The 15,411-nt window shown below is 38.5% G+C and carries 14 protein-coding genes; 1 reads left to right on the forward strand and 13 read right to left on the reverse strand.

The features are described from left to right. Positions 1-81 precede the first annotated feature (81 nt). The 10 genes from ffh to MOO45_RS05175 are packed head-to-tail and all read right to left on the reverse strand — an operon-like array spanning position 82 to position 12,808. On the reverse strand, positions 82-1,518 hold the full coding sequence (gene ffh, locus MOO45_RS05130; RefSeq protein ID WP_249513872.1) for a signal recognition particle protein: 1,437 nt from the start codon (positions 1,516-1,518) through the stop codon (positions 82-84). A gap of 29 nt (positions 1,519-1,547) precedes the next feature. After that, entirely contained in the window at positions 1,548-1,892 is a 345-nt protein-coding gene (locus MOO45_RS05135; protein WP_249513873.1) for a putative DNA-binding protein, read from the reverse strand. Next, positions 1,882-3,141, reverse strand: a complete 1,260-nt coding sequence (gene ftsY / locus MOO45_RS05140; protein ID WP_249513874.1) for a signal recognition particle-docking protein FtsY — start codon at positions 3,139-3,141, stop codon at positions 1,882-1,884. The genes MOO45_RS05135 and ftsY overlap by 11 nt, the downstream gene beginning before the upstream one ends. After that, on the reverse strand, positions 3,128-6,688 hold the full coding sequence (gene smc / locus MOO45_RS05145; RefSeq protein WP_249513875.1) for a chromosome segregation protein SMC: 3,561 nt from the start codon (positions 6,686-6,688) through the stop codon (positions 3,128-3,130). Before smc ends, ftsY begins: the two co-directional genes overlap by 14 nt. Positions 6,689-6,700: 12 nt before the next feature. Continuing rightward, positions 6,701-7,399 carry a ribonuclease III gene (gene rnc, locus MOO45_RS05150; protein WP_249513876.1) on the reverse strand — a complete coding sequence of 233 codons (699 nt, stop codon included), beginning with the start codon at positions 7,397-7,399 and terminating at the stop codon, positions 6,701-6,703. Between the two features lie 32 nt (positions 7,400-7,431). Next, positions 7,432-7,674, reverse strand: a complete 243-nt coding sequence (gene acpP, locus MOO45_RS05155) for an acyl carrier protein (RefSeq protein ID WP_249513877.1) — start codon at positions 7,672-7,674, stop codon at positions 7,432-7,434. Positions 7,675-7,685: 11 nt separating this feature from the next. Further along, positions 7,686-8,693: a phosphate acyltransferase PlsX gene (gene plsX / locus MOO45_RS05160; RefSeq protein ID WP_249513878.1), complete on the reverse strand. Its 1,008-nt coding sequence runs from the start codon at positions 8,691-8,693 to the stop codon at positions 7,686-7,688. Positions 8,694-8,706: 13 nt separating this feature from the next. Further along, positions 8,707-10,731, reverse strand: coding sequence for an ATP-dependent DNA helicase RecG (gene recG, locus MOO45_RS05165; protein ID WP_249513879.1), 2,025 nt, complete (start codon positions 10,729-10,731; stop codon positions 8,707-8,709). 28 nt (positions 10,732-10,759) lie between these two features. Continuing rightward, on the reverse strand, positions 10,760-12,427 hold the full coding sequence (locus tag MOO45_RS05170) for a DAK2 domain-containing protein (protein ID WP_249513880.1): 1,668 nt from the start codon (positions 12,425-12,427) through the stop codon (positions 10,760-10,762). 15 nt (positions 12,428-12,442) lie between these two features. Next, on the reverse strand, positions 12,443-12,808 hold the full coding sequence (locus tag MOO45_RS05175) for an Asp23/Gls24 family envelope stress response protein (RefSeq protein WP_249513881.1): 366 nt from the start codon (positions 12,806-12,808) through the stop codon (positions 12,443-12,445). A gap of 182 nt (positions 12,809-12,990) precedes the next feature. Here MOO45_RS05175 and rpmB point away from each other — a divergent pair, with 182 nt between their 5' ends. Further along, entirely contained in the window at positions 12,991-13,176 is a 186-nt protein-coding gene (gene rpmB / locus MOO45_RS05180) for a 50S ribosomal protein L28 (protein ID WP_249513882.1), read from the forward strand. 48 nt (positions 13,177-13,224) lie between these two features. Here the strand turns inward: rpmB and MOO45_RS05185 are convergent, their stop codons facing one another. Genes MOO45_RS05185 through rsgA form a run of 3 tightly spaced genes read right to left on the reverse strand, consistent with a single transcriptional unit; the run spans position 13,225 to position 15,411 of the window. Further along, positions 13,225-13,869: a thiamine diphosphokinase gene (locus MOO45_RS05185; RefSeq protein ID WP_249513883.1), complete on the reverse strand. Its 645-nt coding sequence runs from the start codon at positions 13,867-13,869 to the stop codon at positions 13,225-13,227. Beyond that, complete coding sequence (gene rpe, locus MOO45_RS05190) at positions 13,862-14,527, reverse strand: ribulose-phosphate 3-epimerase (RefSeq protein ID WP_249513884.1); 666 nt, start codon at positions 14,525-14,527, stop codon at positions 13,862-13,864. The genes MOO45_RS05185 and rpe overlap by 8 nt, the downstream gene beginning before the upstream one ends. Beyond that, positions 14,524-15,411 carry a ribosome small subunit-dependent GTPase A gene (rsgA, locus tag MOO45_RS05195; RefSeq protein WP_249513885.1) on the reverse strand — a complete coding sequence of 296 codons (888 nt, stop codon included), beginning with the start codon at positions 15,409-15,411 and terminating at the stop codon, positions 14,524-14,526. The genes rpe and rsgA overlap by 4 nt, the downstream gene beginning before the upstream one ends.

A 15,411-nucleotide genomic window follows, 5' to 3' on the forward strand; every position in this document is an offset into this window, starting at 1 on the left:
ATAAATTCTTCTAGTTTACTTAACGCTAAATAGTATACTAGCTTTTAAATCAGGTGTAAAGCTTTTTTTCTTTACAACCTATTAAGATTTAAAACGCTTGACCTTTTTCAAACGCTTTTTCTTCCGTTTTTTATTCTGGCGAACCATCGACCCCATCGCCATTTTACCTAATTTACCTTGTAATCCACCGCCCAACATCTGCTCCATGCCAGCCATATTACCCTTAGACATTTTTTGCATCATTGTTTGCATCTGTTTAAACTGTTTTATCATTCGATTAACTTCAACGATAGGACGACCGGCCCCAGCTGCCAGCCGCCTGCGCCGTGAGGGATTCAACAATTCAGGCTTCTGGCGTTCTGCCGGTGTCATCGAATAAACAATTGCTTTCAAATGATCCATATCTTTCGGATCAATATTCACATTTTTTAAAGCCGGATTATTAGCCATGCCTGGAATCATTTTCATTAAATCATCCAAGGGACCCATTTTTTGAACTTGATCCATTTGCTCAATAAAATCATTGAAATCAAATGAATTTTCCTGCATCTTCCGTGCTAAATCTTCAGCTTGCTTGTCATCGTACTCTTGTTGCGCCTTTTCGATCAAAGTTAGCATGTCACCCATGCCCAAAATCCGATCGGCCATACGTTCTGGATGAAATACTTCCAAAGCATCAAGCTTTTCACCAGAACCGACAAACTTAATCGGTTTGCCAGTCACTGAACGAATTGATAACGCAGCACCACCTCGAGTATCACCATCCAATTTGGTCAGAATCACACCTGTAATATCTAATTGATCATTAAATCCTTCAGCTACGTGCGTGGCAGCTTGACCAGTCATAGAATCAACAACCAATAAAATTTCATCTGGTTCGGCTATTTCTTTGATTTTTGCCAATTCATCCATTAATTGATCGTCTATTTCTAGACGACCCGCTGTATCAATCAAAACATAATCATTTTTATTTTCTTGTGCTTGTTTTAAACCGTGCTGCACAATCGCCACAGGATCATGATCAATACCTTCATCATAAACCGGAACATTCAATTGTTGGCCAATCGTCTTCAATTGCTCAATAGCGGCTGGTCGATAAACATCCGCTGCAATCAACAATGGTCGTGCTTTGTCTTTTTCTTGGAGATACTTGACCAATTTACCTGCCGAAGTTGTTTTACCAGCACCTTGTAACCCAACCATCATAATTATCGTCGGAATCTTAGGCGACTTATTTAAGCCTACTGCACTGGTTCCCATAATCTTCGTTAATTCTTCATTAACAATCTTGACAATTTGCTGCGCTGGCGTCAAGCTGTCTAAAACTTCACTTCCAATAGCTCGCTGCCGAACAGTCTTAATAAAAGTCTTCGTGACGTCAAAATTAACGTCCGCTTCTAATAACGCTAAGCGCACTTCACGCATCATTTCTTTGACATCATTTTCGGTAATTTTACCCTTACCACGTAATTTGGCAAATGTTTTTTGCAGTCGTTCGCTTAATCCTTCAAAGGCCATCTTGATCCCCTTATCTCTTTTTTATCATATTAAGCATCCAAAGCTTGTAGCCGCGTAACCAAAGACAATAAGTCTTGATCCTGTGGATCTTGTTGTATCAATCGTTGTTGTAGATCCACCAATAATTGTTCACGCTGTTGAAAATCACGCCATAAATGTAACTTTTGTTCATAATTCCTCAATAGTTGAACTGTCCGCTTTAAATTATCATAAACGGCTTGGCGACTAACTTGATAATTTTGAGCAATCTCACCTAAAGACAAATCATCACCATAATACAACTGCATGTACTGATCCTGCTTTTGTGTAAGCAATGGTTGATAAAAGCTATATAAGATATTAATCTCATTTTTTTGCGCTAAATTATTGTCCATCGTCAACGTCCGCTAGTAAATCACTAAATAGCCCTGTGGAAAACTGTTCTGGATCAAACTCTCGCAAATCATGAACACCTTCACCTAAGCCAACCAGTTTGACTGGAATTTTCAATTCCTCATTAATCGCCAATACAATGCCACCTTGTGACGAACCATCTAACTTAGTCAAAACTAAACCACTAACTTGTGTTGCTTTCTGAAACTGCTTAGCTTGACTCAAAGCATTTTGCCCCGTGGTAGCATCCACCACTAACAAAACCTCATGGGGAGCATCCGGAATTTCACGGGTAATAATACGCTTAATCTTTTCTAATTCTTTCATCAAATTAGTATTATTCTGCAATCTACCTGCAGTGTCTATTAGTAAGATATCATAATTTTCTTTTTGCGCAACCTGGATTGCTTCATAAACGACCGCTGCGGGATCACTACCCGCTTTTTTGGCAATTGTCCGCACCGCAGTCGTTTCTCCCCAAGCTTGCAATTGTTCAATAGCGCCTGCCCGAAAAGTATCACCTGCAGCCAATAAAACTTGGTACCCCTTATTCTTTAATTGAGCGGCTAACTTACCAATCGTCGTTGTCTTACCAGCTCCATTAACGCCCACAAACAAAATCACATTTAAAGGTCTATCCAAATCTAAATTCAATTGATAATTTTGTGTTTCGTGATCATTTTGATACAAATCTGCCATTTTGTGAATAATGACTTTCACAACATCAGATTTTGACTTTGCATTTTTCAATTTAACTTCTTCACGTAAAGCATCTGAAATTTTTAAGGACATTTCATAGCCTACATCAGATTGAATTAACAAATCTTCCAAATCATCAAAAAAATCCTCGTCAACTGACCGAAAATTAGCCATAAAAGCATTGAGCTTTTCTTTAAAACCATGACGCGTCTTTTTAAGACCTTGATTGTATTCTGCATCATCCGACAAAACTTCTTCTTGATCAATGGGAGGTTGCTTTGTCGCTGTTAAATCTTCCGATTCACTAATTATCGGCGATTCAACTTCAGAAGCGTTCTCGTCAGATGATTCTAAAGCTTCTGTTTCTACTTCGACTGGGGAATCTTGCTTTGAATCTGAATTTTCAATTGCCAAATCATTAGTTTCGTCCTGTGTCTCAAGCTGTTCATCAGCATCATTCTGAGCTTTTTTTTCAATCGCTTGATCTTTAGAATCCACATTTTCAGGACTAGACTGATCTTTTTTCCTTTTAAATAAATCAAATAGACTCATGATTGTCTGCGACCTCCTTTTTTAAATCAACCGTCAAAATTTTAGAAATACCTGATTCCTGCATCGTCACACCATACAAACGTTCAACTCTCAACATTGTCCCTTTACGATGCGTAATTATAATAAATTGCGTTTTCTGGTCATAAGCCTGCAAAAAGTCTGCAAATCGTGCCACATTGACGTCATCCAACGAAGCTTCGACTTCATCCAACACACAAAACGGAACGGGCTTAACCTGCAAGATGGCAAACAATAACGTAATCGCCGTCAAAGCCCGTTCACCACCAGATAATAAACTCATGCGCTGTAATTTTTTGCCGGGTGGTTGCGCAATAATTTCAATCCCAGACTCCAATAAATTATCCGGCTCTGTTAAAACCAATTTTGCATGTCCGCCACCAAAAATGGTCGGAAAAATATCGACAAAAGCCTGCGCAACTTTTGTAAACATTTCAGAAAAACGCGTACTAACTTCTTGATCCATTTCTGACATCGTGGCTTGCAACTGAGTTCGAGCTGTAACGAGATCATCACGCTGCTGGGTTAAAAATGTATAACGATCCTTAACTTGATCATACTCTGTAATGGAAGCCAAGTTAACTGGCCCTAACTCACTTAAACCTTTTTGCAACAAGTGCGCTTGATCCTGTGCAACTGTTAATTGAAAATTATCGGGCAATTGCTGCATTGCTGCCTCAAAACTCAAATGATACTCCTGTTCTAAGCGTTCTAAGCATTGCTTAAGTTGAGTATTCAAATCTGATAGCTGCACTACCACCTGTTCTTGTTGATCTAACCAATCCCTTTGTAAAGCAAACAAACGGCTAGCTACTGGCTCTAAGTTTTGAGCTTCTTGTTGCAATTGCTGACGTTTTGTTTGAAGTTGTGGCAAACGTTGTTGTAACACCGTCAGTTGCGCCATCAAATCATCAATACTTGCTTTTAAAGTCTGCTCTTCTTTCGTAAAATTATTTTGTGCAGAACTCAAATGATCTAATTCTTGGTTAACCTGGTCTAATTCTGTTTGCCGAGCACGATGTTGATTCTGTAATTGCTGTAATTGTTGTTGTTGATTCTGACAATTATTTTTTGCCAAAGCTAGTTCTGTTGATAAAGACTGAATCCGTTGTTCTATTTTGGTCTTCTGCGCATCATAATCCGTCCGAAAAGTCTGCTGTTGTTGAATTTGCCGCTGCAAATCAGTTAGATGTTGCGTTAATTGCTGACAGTTTTGTTGTAATTGCTTCCGCGTTTGAGTTACTTGTTCTTCTTGCTGTTGCAATTCCAGATACTTTCTTTGCAATTGATCCAAGTTAGTTGTTTGGAGCTCAACTTTTTGTTTTTGCAACTGCACTTGACTTTGTTGCTGTTGCACCTCTTGAACTAAAGCCTGCATATGATCATTTTGAGCAGTCACAGCTACTTGATTTTGCTGTTTCTGTTGTTCTAATTGTTGAATACGTTGCTGTAAATGATCTAATTGCGTTTGGGAATTTTGCAACTGTTCTTTTAAATGTTTGACCTGAGCATTTTGCCCCAAAACATCAGACCCACCATGATTTTGCCCGCCCGTCATCGAACCTCCAGGATTCATAACATCACCCGCTAAAGTCACAATGCGATAACGATGGCTTAATCTATTGCCTGCAGCAATCGCCGTAGGCAAATCTTGAAAAACTAGTAAATTGCCGAATAAATTATCAGCAATATTTTGCAACTTCGAATCAATTTGAATTAATTCACTGGCTAAACCCAAAAAAGCGGGGTCCTCAATTAACGGTGCCAATTGCTGAGGAGTCAACTTTCGACTTTGCATCACTGTCTGTGGTAAAAAAGTAGCGCGTCCTTGATGATGCTGGCGCAAATACTGAATAGCCATCCGTGCTGCCTGCTGATCCGTTGTGACTATAGATTGTAATTGAGCACCTGAAGCACTTTGCAATGCAGTTTGATATTGCTGAGGAACTTGAATTAATTCTGCAACCGCACCAATAATGCCACTCAAATCTGCATTTAATACCGCTCGAACACCTTTATAAAACCCCTGATGCTGAGAGATTAAATGTTGTAACGATTTCAAATTAGCCTGGTTTTGTTGCACCAAACGTAACTGCTGATAATAATCATGTTGAGCCTGCTGCAATGATGTTTGAAGCTGTTGTTGCTTAGTTTGCAATTGCTGTAAAATATCACGTTGATGGCAACCTTTTGTCTGTTGTTCAGTCAACAATTTCTGACATTGAACTTGCTGTTGTTGCACTTTTTGACACAGCTTTTGTTGCTGGATCAACTCTGAATTAGCCCGCGGTAACTGCTGATGTAATTTTAATAATTGTTGTTGCTGATCATCCAGCTGACTTTGAGCCACCGAATGTTCTTGTAATAACCGCACTCTTTGCTCTTGCAAATCGGCCAAACTAACTGCTGCATCAGGCGAATTTTGTTTTAAAGACTGTTGTTGTTCAGTCAGCGCCGATTGTACTTGTTGCAAACGCAAATCCAAATCATGTACTTGTTGAATTTGACGATTAATTTTCTGCGTCTGTGTTGCCAGTTGGAACTGTAACTTTGATTGCTGTTGGCGCAAATTCCGCTCATGTTCGTCTTGATTTGTCGATCGCTCCACTTTAACAGCTTGTTGCCCCTTGGCTATTTCGAGTTGACTACTTAAAGTGGTCAACTGTGTTTGTCCTTGGTCAATCTGTTCAGTAATTTGTTGACTATCTTGATGATTTTGGCGAACTTGTTGATTAGCATCTTGTAATTTTTGTTCAACTGATTGTAATTGCTGTTGAATTTCTTGCTTTTTTTGTCGACCTTGAACTTTTTTCCGGTTTAATTGTTCAATTTCTACTGCTAAAATGTGTTGATCAATTTGTTCAAATTGACCCTTTTGCTCCTGATAATCGTGGGCAATACTGGCTTGTTCCTTGAGTGGCTCCACTTGACGAGCTAACTCATGCACAATATCCGAGACTCGCTTTAAATTATCATCAGTCTGTTCAAGCTGTTGCTGTGCTTGCTTTTTTTTCTCCTTGAACCCAGCCACACCAGCTGGCTGTTCAATGATAAAACGACGATCCTTCGGCTTACTATTAAAAATAGCTTCCACATTACCCTGTGAAATAATCGCCATGGAATGCTTGCCCAGACCTGAATCCAAGAACAAACTCACAATATCTTTTAAACGAACTTTATGGTTATTAATTAAAAAATCACTTTCGCCTGTTCGAAATAGGCGTCGAGTGATTTGGACTTCATCATGATCATATTTTAATTGGCGATCACGATTATCAAATTGCAAAACGACTTCTGCTTGATTTAAGGGTGGTCGTGCATCACTACCGCCAAAGATCACATCTTGCATATTATCGCCACGCAAACTTTTCGGTGATTGCTCTCCCATAACCCAGCGAATAGCCTCTGTCAAATTGCTTTTGCCACTACCATTAGGACCGATAATACCAGTAATCCCACCATCAAAATGAATTGTTGTTTTGTTTGCAAAAGACTTGAAGCCTTTCAACTGTAACGTTTTTAAAACCAAACAAAACTCCTCCTATTTATGATGCAAATGCTGTAACTGTTTTTTGGCAGCTTGCTGTTCCGCATGCTTTTTGCTGGTACCACTGCCTGTCGTCAATGGATGTCCATCCACCACCAACTGAACCGTAAAAATTGTTTGATCATCAGTTCCATCAGTCTGAATCACCTGATAATCAATTTGAACATCACCTTGCTGCTGTAATTCTTCTTGTAATTCTGTTTTAAAATCATTATCATCACTGAATTCACCAGCGTCGATATGGTAATAGATAACTTGTTTTAAAAAGGCAACAACTTTATCGTTACCTTGGTCAAGATATAATGCACCAACAAAAGCTTCAAAAACATCTTCCAACAATGTATCACGATTACGCGAACCAGCTTTTTCTTCACCGTTACCTAATCGAATAAACTCCTGTAACCCAACTTCACGACAAAAGCGGGCAAAACTAGCTGTACAAACAATATCTGCACGAAGTTTAGTCAATTGACCTTCTGGTAAAGATGGAAAAGTTTTAAAAATGTATTCCGATACATTCAATTCCAGTACCGCATCACCCAAAAATTCTAAACGTTCATAATCTTTGATTTTTAATTCCCGATGTTCATTCGCATACGAAGAATGGGTTAACGCGGAAAATAATAGATCCAAATTGTTAAAACTTATTTGATATTTAGTAGCCAATAAATTAAATAATTTTTTATCTTTCAAAGTTTTTCCTTCCGCAAACTATCCGCAAACAATTATTGCTGCTGAGACAAAATATAATCCACTGCTGCACCAACGGTTTGAATTTTAATTGCTTCTTCATCTGGAATTTCTGCGCCAAAATCGTCTTCCAATTCTAATTCAAATTCCACCATATCAATTGAATCGGCATGTAAATCGTTTTGAAAACTAGTTTCGTCCTTGATTTGATCAACGGCTACATCAAACCGTACACTCAACATTTTACTAATTTTGTCAAAAATTTCCTGTCTAGTCATAATAATCGCTCCTAATTTTTATTAACTGGTTCTTGATCAAAATAATTCATTACTTTTTCAAGCATCTTTTTATTATACATCATTCTTAATTGAGCTAAGGCATAATATACTGTGCGCGCATCTGAGGAGCCATGTGATTTCACAATCGGTACTTTAGTGCCTAACAACACGGCCCCACCGTAACTAGAAACATCAAACAGAGACTTAATTGATGTTAAGGCTGGTTTAGCTAACAAAGCCCCTATTTTAGCCCGAAGCCCATTGTTCAACAATGATATCTTTAATTCCTTGATGACAGTAGAAGCTGTCCCTTCCAGCGATTTCAGCACCGCATTTCCCGTAAAACCATCAGTCACCACCACATCAGCGGGACCCGTCAAAATCTGGTCAGCTTCAACATTGCCGACAAAATTAATCCCTTCTAATTCACTCAATGCTTGATAAGCCTCTTGATGCAATTTGTCACCCTTATCGTATTCACTACCATTATTTAACAAACCAACCCGCGGATGTTCAATATTCATGACATCTTTAACATAAAACGAGCCCATCACTGCCCACTGTTGTAGATAGGAAACTTTAACCTCGGCGTTAGCCCCCGCATCCAAAAATACAAAACCATGCTCTTGATTCAAAATCGGCATTGTTGGCATCAAGGCTGGACGTGCAATGTGTTTTAAGCGACCCACTACAAAAATACCAGCTGCTAATAAAGCCCCAGAATTTCCCAAAGAAATCATAGCATCGGCTTGCCCATCTTTAACAGCTTGGGCCGCCAAAACCATCGATGAATCTTTCTTCTGACGAATTGCCTTCATCGGCTCATCTGTTCCTAAAATCTGCGTCGTCGTATGCACGATTTCAATCCGATCTGAATCTTGCAAGTATTTCTTGATTGCTTTCTCATCACCAAATAATATAAATTCTAAATCTGAATACTCGTCTCTTGCACGTTGCACACCTTCGACCAGTACTCGTGGGGCATGATCGCCCCCCATAGCATCAACTGCTATTTTCATTAACTTAACCTCACTAATCTAAATTATTGATTGTTTTCATTTGTAAATATTCTTGTAAATCAGGATGCTGTGCCAACTGCGGATCATCCCTTATCAAATAACGTGCCTTTTGATAGGCAATATCCAACATTTTAACATCTGCAACAGGATCTGCAATTTCAAATTGTGGCATTCCTGATTGTTCTTTACCAAAAAAGTCACCACTACCTCTTAACTCCAAGTCTTTTTGAGCTAATTTAAAACCATCATTCGTTTGCGTCATAATTTTTAATCGCTGCAAGGCAACTTGATTAGGAGGATCACTCACTAAAATACAGTAGGATTGCTTTAACCCCCGGCCAACACGACCACGTAATTGATGTAATTGTGATAGACCAAAACGCTCTGCATTCATCACCACCATGACGGAGGCATTGGGTACATCCACACCAACTTCAATGACTGTCGTGGCTACCAGAATATCTATTTTGTGCTTTTGAAAATCTTGCATAATCTGATCTTTTTTATCTGCAGCTAATTGACCATGCAATAAGCCAACTTTTTGTTGCGGAAATTGTTGTTGCAACTTTTGATAAATAGTCTGCACACTTGCCAATTCTATTTTATCAGAATCATTAACCAAAGCTGCTACAACAAAAATTTGCGCCTGTTGCTGTAATTGCTTTGCCATAAAATGACGCACTTGCTCGAACTTACTAGAACGCAACCAGTACGTATTCACTATTTGCCGACCCGCTGGCAACTCATCAATTACTGATAGGTCCATTTCTCCGTAATAAGTAATCGCTAATGTTCTAGGAATCGGGGTCGCAGTCATCAACAATAAGTCAGGCTCGCCACCCTTTTGCCGCAGCATTTGGCGTTGTCGGACACCAAAACGGTGTTGCTCATCAATTACAACTAAGCCTAACCTTTTATACTCCACATCTTTTTGAAACAATGCTTGCGTTCCAATAACAATATTAAACTGACCAGTCTTAATTGCCGCTAAACGTTCCTGTTTTTGCTTAGCAGTCAAAGAACTCGTTAACAAAGCTGTAGTCATTTGAAATTTGGCAAATAATGGCGCCAATTTTTGATAATGTTGCTGAGCCAAAATCTCCGTAGGTACCATCAATACAGTTTGAAAACCTGCCGTTACAGAAGCAAACATTGCTGCTGCCGCCACGACGGTTTTACCACTACCAACGTCGCCTTGCAAAAGACGATTCATCGGTCGAGGAACCTGTAAATCTTGTAAAATTTCTTTTAAAGTTCTTCGCTGTGCACCCGTCAATTCAAAATCAAACTGACGCAAAAATTGTTTTACATAATCATTATTAATTGCTTGAGCAACACCGTGTTTATCCTGTCCTTGAGAAACTTTCAAAGCACAAAGGCGTAAACTATATAAAAATAATTCTCGAAATTTAGCACTGCGTCTTGCTGCTTGTGCCTGTTGCTTAGTCCGAGGAAAATGAATTCCTACAATTATATCCGCATCTGAAAGTAAATGATACTCTTGTCTCAAAGACGACGGCAATAAATCATGCACAAATGGTAGATACTGCGTGATCGCTTGCTTAATCAATTTAACCAAAATTTTTTGTGATAAATGCTTGCCTGTTGGATAAATAGCATCAAGTCGCTCAGTTGAGCTCGATGCTTGAATAATTTTAATACCTATTAGCGATCTTTTGGTCGCATCCCAACGTCCATAAATTGCCAATTCTCGTCCCGTTTCTAATTGCTTTTTTAGCCATGGTTGGTTAAAAAAAGTCACCGGAATTGTTTCATTATCAATCAACAACCGCACGATGACCAGAGTTCTTTTTCCTCCCAAACGTTTCAATAAAGCAGGTGCTGCAATAATTCCTCTTAAAACTAATTTTTCTTGATCGTTCGCATCTTGAGGATCTTTCACAACTAAATCTTCATAACGTCGTGGAAAATAATACAATAAGTCATAAATTGTAATAATTCCCAGTTCAGACAAAGTCCGCTGAAGCTTAGGACCAACACCATTTAAATAATTAACTGACTGTAAAAGTTTTTGCATAGCTAATCACACTGTCTCAACAAGATTATCATTCTACGGCAATCAAATAAGGATAAACTGGTTGATCACCTTGATGAATTTCTACTTCCAATTCTGAATTATCATTCACAATGGCCTGTGAAATTTGCCGAGCTGTTTCTTGATTACCTTGAGCACCGACTAAGATCGTCACCACTTCACTATCTTCATCTTGCATAACTTGACACATTGCTAACGAAACTTGCACTACATCATCACCATTAATGACAATTTCGCCATCAACAATTCCAATTAAATCATCTTTTTTAATCTTTAAAGTGCCAACTTCACTATCTCGAACTGCATGCGTAATTTGCCCGCTTTTAACAGTCGCCAAAGCTTCTGTCATCATTTGCTGATTCGTTTCCAAATCAGTATTTTCATCAAATGACAATAACGCCGTCATTCCCTGAGCAATCGACTTGCTAGGAACAATCACGGTGGGAATCTTGACTACTTTGCAAGCCTGTTTAGCAGACATAACAATATTGCCATTATTAGGCAAAATAATAGCTCTTTTGGCATTACTATTTTTAATTGCTTCAACAATATCATTAGTAGACGGATTCATCGTCTGACCGCCACTAATAACCGTCGTGACCCCCAAACTTTGATACAATTTTTCTAAACCAATTCCCGAAACAACTGCAATCACAGCATAATCAATCGGCTCGGCGACAACTTTTGGTTCGTCATTTTCAATAATGGTTTCATGCTGAATGCGCATATTATCAATTTTAATCTTAGCCAAACTGCCAAATTTACGGCCATAAGTGAAAACTTGTTGTGGACGTTGCGTATGAACATGAACTTTAACAACATCCTCATCTGCGACAACTAACAGAGAATCACCAATTTCACTCAAAGTATGTTGAAACGTTTCATAATCGAATCTTTCATCACTAGTAGGCTGCTCGCCCAAATTCACCATAATCTCGGTACAAAAACCATTGGCAATATCATCATTACTAAATTGCGTTTGCACTGATTGATGGTGCGCAGCATTGAGCATCTCATCCATTTCTTGCGCATCCGGTTGATAGGCTTGATCATCCGTCACCGAGCCACCAACAGCTTGCAAAAAACCTTCGTAAATAAAAACTAAACCTTGACCACCAGAATCAACGACTCCCACTTCCTTTAAAACAGGTAACAAATCAGGTGTTGTTGCTAAAGCGACTTTGGCTCCCTGGACAATTGCTTGCATCACCTGCTCAATACTCGTCGCTTGATCAATAACTGCTTGTGCTGCTTCGCTCGCACCACGCGCCACCGTCAAGATTGTACCTTCAACAGGTTTCATCACTGTTTGATAGGCTGTCTGGACACCACTCGCAAATGCTTGGACCAAATCCTTGGGTGTCAGACTGTCCTTTTGTTCAATACTTTTACTAAAACCCCGAAAAATTTGTGATGTGATGACTCCCGAATTACCACGGGCTCCCATCAAAAGCCCCTTGGCTAAAACTTGACCTAATTCACCAACATGCTTAGTATCCGCCTCATTAACAGCTTTATAACCAGATTGAAAAGTTAAATTCATATTAGTACCCGTATCACCATCGGGAACCGGGAACACATTCAATGAATTCACAAATTGAGCATTTTTTTCTAAGCGATGTGATCCTAGACGAATCATATCAATAAATTCATGAGCTGTAATTTTTTCAAGCACCACTGAATTTTCCTCCAATTAATCTTCTTCTAAAATCTTAATTCCCTGCACATAGACATTCACTTTCGCTGTGGGTGCGCCTAACATTGTTTCTAAATTATACTTAACTTTATTTTGGACATTCCGACAAACTTCAGAAATTTTGACACCGTAGCCTACAATAATGTAAACGTCCACAATCGTCTTATTATCTTTTTGATGTACCACCACGCCACGGGTATAATTATCACGATTAAGAATTTCATTAACACCATCGCGAATTTGATTTTTACTAGCCATTCCGACGATACCGTAAATATCTGTCGCCGCACAGCCAACAATTGAAGCAATAACTTCATTGGAAATATCAACTTGTCCGTATTTGGTTTGAATAGTGACTGCCAAATCTCACACCCCGTTTCATAATCTATTCGTAACAAATTTTATCATAGCGTGATAATAAAAAACAGACGATATCGGTGTCAAGTAAAATCACTTGAATTGATACTTGCTTTCTTTATAAGTAAATGATACCATTGTTAAAGTATTCTGTAATGGAAAGTATATAGGACAAGGAGGTTTGTCCCATGGCTAAAGATATTATTACTGGACGTAAGACAACTTTTGGAAACAAACGTTCCCATGCTTTAAATTCATCACGTCGCTCATGGAAAGCTAATTTACAAAAAGTTCGGATTTTAGTGAACGGTAAGCCTAAGCGTGTTTGGGTTTCTACTCGTGCTTTAAAATCAGGTAAAGTAACTCGTGTTTAATTAAAGCAATAAAAAAGCTACCGTTAACGGTAGCTTTTTTATTTTGACCTAAATTAAATCACTGCATTGAATAACAGCAACCGTACCACTTTTAAAACTAAAATATACTGGCTGATCTCCAATAAATTCATTACTTGATAATGATACTGGACGTTCAAAATCGGTAGGAGCCAGCGGATATTTGGCGCCTTGAATGGTTAAAGCCTTAACCGCAACTAAATTTAAAAAGCATAGATACTTGGTCTGCTCAAGCTTTGTGATGGAATATGAACCAGGATGATAATAAGTAATCACATTTTGAGAATCAATCAATCGAATTTTAGGCAGATCGACGACGTTCACATCTAAAGGTAATAAAACATTGACCATTTCATGATCTAATCGACCACCGGTTGCGCCATAAATATCAACTTGTTGTGCTGCCAAATCTTCTAATGCGATAAAAACTGCAGCTTGAGAATCTGTAAAATCTTTTTCGGGCTTCGCATATCGAATATCTGAAACACTAGCTTCCAACCAAGCCAATTCCACAGATGATAATGAGTCAAAATCACCAACGCTGATCTGTGGCAGAATCTCGTTTTGAAGTAAAGTAATATTGCCATGATCTGCGCCAATCCAAGTACCTGAGATTTGGTTAAGACTGCAGGGTAAATTTTGACTGCTTCCTAACATAATGTTAACTTTATTCACAATCAATCGCCTGCTTCAAACATTTAATTTGCGCCACAATGTCATGATCAAAAATAAACGAACCTGCTACAAAACTTGAAGCACCAGCTTGTTGGCAACTTTTAATCGTTTGTTCGTTAATGCCACCGTCAACTTCTAATGTATATTTAAACTCTGGATGTTTTATTTTCAACTGTGCCAACTCCTCAATTTTTGATAACATAGGCACAATAAATTGTTGACCACCAAATCCCGGATTAACGGTCATCACCAATACATTATCAACTAAAGGCAACAACGGACTTATACTCGAAACGGCTGTAGCTGGATTCAAGACAATTCCGGCTTTTAAACCTGCGGCTTGAATCTGTTGGACTAGATCATAAACATGAACCGTACTTTCCACATGCAAATTAATCAAGTCCGCGCGTGTCTGAATTAATTGCGGTACATAATTTTCGGGATGCTCCGCCATCAAATGAACATCTAATGGCAGTGCTGTCGTAGCACGAATAGCTGCCACCAAATCTGGACCAAAAGTCAGATGTGGTACAAACATACCATCCATAATATCAATGTGAAACATATCCGCTCCACCTAAAATGGCAGTATCTAAATCATCTTGCAAGTTTAGCGGATTAGCACTCAAGATAGAAGGTGCAATCATTGATTTGGTCATCTTTTTCCCTCTTTTTTATTAGATATTTTTTGATAAACAGGCCGAATTTGTGCCAATTCTTCTTGAAACTGACAATAATTATCATAACGACTTGCCAAAATTTTTTGCTCGTGCACTGCCTGTTTCACAGCACAATCAGGTTCATTCAAATGCAAGCAACTTCGATATTTACAAAATGGTTGAAAATATTGAAAATCAACAAATAATTGTGGCAATAGTTCTTTCGTAATTCCCTGAAATTTCAAGGAAGAAAAACCTGGCGTATCTGCAATCAAACCGTCTTGAAATGGATATAAAGTTACCAATCTCGTCGTATGTTTACCACGATGAAGACTGTCAGATATTGCATCCGTCTTTAATTTTAAGTTTGGAAGCAGTCGATTGATTAAGGTTGATTTACCAGTCCCTGTTTGTCCTGTGACCACAGTTTCAAATTGTGATAAGGCTATCTTTAGCTCTGACATTTGTTGCTGGTCAAAAACTTGATAACCAAAGCGCTCATAATAGAACAATTGTTGGTGAATGATCGCTAAATCAGTTGGCGGTGTCAAATCAGTTTTACTTAAATAAATTAATGGTTTAATTTTTTGCGCTTGCAGATTAACTAAAAAACGATCTAACAAATTATTCGAAAATGTTGGCTGTACAGCTGACATAACAATTAAAGCTTGATCCACGTTAGCAATTAATGGGCGAATAATTTCATTTTTTCGGGGTTTAATTTTCAAAATATAATCTTGCTCAAATTCAATGATATCACCCACTAGTGGTTTGATTTTTTGTTGACGAAAATTGCCGCGTGCACGAGTACGTACAATTTGTCCAGTTTGCGTTTTAACATCATAAAAACCGCTATTTGACTTAATGATTTTTCCTATTTCCAT

Source organism: Bombilactobacillus folatiphilus, assembly GCF_023380265.1.
In the GTDB taxonomy this organism is placed as follows: domain Bacteria; phylum Bacillota; class Bacilli; order Lactobacillales; family Lactobacillaceae; genus Bombilactobacillus; species Bombilactobacillus folatiphilus.